This window comes from Salinibacter sp., assembly GCF_042218895.1.
Lineage (GTDB): Bacteria > Bacteroidota > Rhodothermia > Rhodothermales > Salinibacteraceae > Salinibacter.
Genome location: NZ_JBDGQQ010000070.1, coordinates 1 through 2,829 on the forward strand (window position 1 = coordinate 1; position 2,829 = coordinate 2,829).

The 2,829-nt window shown below is 65.1% G+C and carries 4 protein-coding genes; 2 read left to right on the top strand and 2 right to left on the bottom strand.

What is annotated here, in order from left to right; all coding sequences use genetic code 11:
- Positions 1 to 414, top strand: a 414-nt coding sequence (locus ABEL04_RS06940) for a glycosyltransferase (RefSeq protein ID WP_375801660.1), incomplete at its 5' end; no start/stop codon positions are given.
- Positions 415 to 511: 97 nt separating this feature from the next.
- Here ABEL04_RS06940 and ABEL04_RS06945 read toward each other — a convergent pair.
- Both ABEL04_RS06945 and ABEL04_RS06950 read right to left on the bottom strand, forming a co-directional pair.
- Positions 512 to 787 carry a hypothetical protein gene (locus tag ABEL04_RS06945; RefSeq protein WP_375801661.1) on the bottom strand — a complete coding sequence of 92 codons (276 nt, stop codon included), beginning with the start codon at positions 785 to 787 and terminating at the stop codon, positions 512 to 514.
- 13 nt (positions 788 to 800) lie between these two features.
- The gene (locus tag ABEL04_RS06950) at positions 801 to 1,964 is read right to left on the bottom strand and encodes a P1 family peptidase (protein ID WP_375801662.1); all 1,164 of its coding nucleotides are present in this window, start codon (positions 1,962 to 1,964) and stop codon (positions 801 to 803) included.
- Positions 1,965 to 2,157: 193 nt separating this feature from the next.
- Between ABEL04_RS06950 and ABEL04_RS06955 the strand changes: the two genes are divergently transcribed.
- On the top strand, positions 2,158 to 2,727 hold the full coding sequence (locus ABEL04_RS06955) for an RNA polymerase sigma factor (protein WP_375801663.1): 570 nt from the start codon (positions 2,158 to 2,160) through the stop codon (positions 2,725 to 2,727).
- Positions 2,728 to 2,829: the final 102 nt, after the last annotated feature.

Genomic DNA, 2,829 nt, shown 5'->3' on the forward strand with positions numbered 1-2,829 from the left:
GAGATGCTCCCGCGCCAGGACGTGATCACGATGTACTCGCACGCCGCGGTCTTCGTCTGCCCCAGCGTGTACGAGCCGTTCGGCATCATCAACCTGGAGGCGATGGCCTGCGAGACGCCGGTCGTGGCCTCGCGGGTCGGCGGCATTCCCGAGATCGTGGTGCCGGAGGAGACAGGCCTCCTGGTCGACGTGGACCCAACCGAGGGTGACGACGTGGACCCGGCAGACCCGGACGCGTTCGCTCAGGGCCTCGCGGATGGAGTGAACGCGCTCATGGCCACCCCGGAGCGGCGCGAGACGATGGGTGCCGCGGCGCGACAGCGGGTCGAGGAGCAGTTCAGCTGGCGGGCCATCGCCGAGCAGACGCTCAACTTTTATAAATCCCTGGTGGATGGTGGGCGCCCCCAACCGTAACCCCCTTGACGAAAGTGGGGCCTCGTGGCCGGGCACATTGCGTATTTCGTATTGCGCATTTTCTACGTCACGCAACACGCAATACGCACTACGCTCATCACGCCGGAGCGGGCGGAACCGGGTCGTCCCTCGCATCCTCGCGCCGGCCGGACTCGGTCTCCTGCCCAGCGGCAGATCGGGCCTCCTTCCAGGTGTCGATCCGTGCAAGGAGTTCCTTCGCCTCGCGCAGAGACACGTCGAGTGCGTCCAGAACAAGCCGCACCGCCTCCTGGCGCGAGCGGCCCTCCTGACGAAGCCGGCGGAAGGTCGCCTCGATCTCCTCATCGCCGGGAATCTCATTTCGGAGCCGGTTGATCTCGTCGTCACTCGGCATGGCGGCCTCGGCGTCAGTTCGACTCGATGCGACCCGCCTCCCGGAGAATTCGGCGGAGGCGGTCCAGCGGCAGGGCCTCTTGCGTGTGTCCGTCGCGCCCCGTTACGGTCGTTGCCGTCGTGAGGGCGTTGTAGACGGCCTCTTCCACCGCCTCCACCGTAGCGAGAAAGAGCGGGCTCATTCGATTGTTCGGGAGCAGCGACTCGGGCCGCGGCGCCTGCTCGCCCGTGCGGCGGTTCTGGGTCGAGAACGCAATCACGAAGTCGCCGGAGCCGTTGCTCGAATAGCTGCCCGTGCGGGCGAGGCCGAGCATGGCGCGCTTGGCCATCCGCTCCAGGTTGCGCGGGCTGAGGGGGGCATCCGTCGCGAGCACGATCATGCAGGATCCTTCCTCATCGGGGCCCGTCGCCGTCGAGTCAGGGTTCCCGACAACAGAGCGGAAGTCATAGCGGCCCAGACGCTCGCCCACCGGAACCCCATCGATGCGGAGGATGCCTCCGTAGTTGGCCTGCACGAGCGCGCCGACCGTGTGCCCGCCCAGGTCCGCCGGCAACTGGCGCGAACTGGTGCCGATTCCTCCCTTCCAGCCGAGCGCACTGGTCCCCGTGCCGGCCCCGACGCTTCCCTCCTCCACGGACCCTCCCGACGCGCGTTCGATGGCGGCAATTACGTCCCCCTCCGTCACGTGCTGGCCCCGGATGTCGTTGAGATACCCATCGTTGGTCTCGCCCACCACGGCGTTGACGGATTGAACGTCCTCGTTGCCGGGCTGGCGGAGCGTCCACGCCACGGTGGCTTCTACGGCCGTGCCCACGTCGAGTGTATTTGTAAGTACGATGGGCGTCTCAATCGTGCCCAGTTCTTGCACCTGAAGAAATCCAGCCGCTTTGCCGAAGCCGTTGCCCACGTGCACCGCGGCCGGCACCTTCTCGCGAAAAAGATTCCCGCCGTGGGGAAGAATGGCCGTCACGCCGGTGCGCACCGCGTCCCCCTCGATGAGGGTCTGATGTCCCACGCTCACCCCCCTCACGTCGGTGATGGCGTTGAGGGGACCCGGCTCGAAGATGCCGGGCTCAACCCCGAGCTCCCGGAGACGGACAGAGTCTGACTGTGCGGATGCGGCCATCGGGGGGAGAAGGCAGACGAGAAGGACGAAGAGAAGTGCGCGGGGGCGCATGGTGACGGGCAGCGGTAACGGCGTTTCTTGCGGGGAGGCGTGTTCAGGGCTCGGAGGACGTGTCGTTCGATTCTTATTCTCCTGTTATACTTCTGTGATAACATGCGGGGTGCATGAGGGTACACGAAATCGGAGACAGAAGCAACGAGTCCTTGCGTCGTCGCTTTCGACAGCTTTCGCCCCCACAATGGAAATGCCACAGCCCTGCACGTCGGACGATCCGAAGGTTGACGCCCTTAAAGCTGGAAATGAGCACGCGTTTCGGTGTCTCTTCGAACAGGAGCGAGAACGGCTCCGTCGCTTCGTCGCAAAACTGGTCGACGATGCCGACGCGGCGGAAAACATCGTGCAGGAGACCTTCGCCGAGGCCTACCAGCAGATCGGCGACTTCCGAGGCGAGTCGACGGTCTCGACCTGGCTGTTCTCAATTGCCAAGCACTTGGCGTACGGGCACCTCCGTACGACCGATCGGCACAACTACCTCGAACACGAGACCATCGAGTTCCTGCAGGCCGGCCAGGACGACACGGCCACAAAGACCCAGAAGGACGTGGAGCTATCGGAGCGCAAGCGCATCGTCCACGATGCGCTCCAGGAACTCCCCGACCACTACCGACGTGTCGTGGAGCTGCGCGACCTGGAGGAGAAGTCGACCGCGGAGACCGCCGAGCAACTCGACCTGACCGAGGTCAACGTGCGGGTGCGGCTCCACCGGGCCCGCAAACAGCTCCGCGAGCACCTCTGCGAGCGGATGGAATGCTGAGCGTTGAGAACCTGCTTGGCGAGACGCTTCCAGCCTGCGACTGCGTGGATCTCGTGCAAAATGGCTTCTGCACTCGCCCGGTAGTTCCACTACAGGGACTCG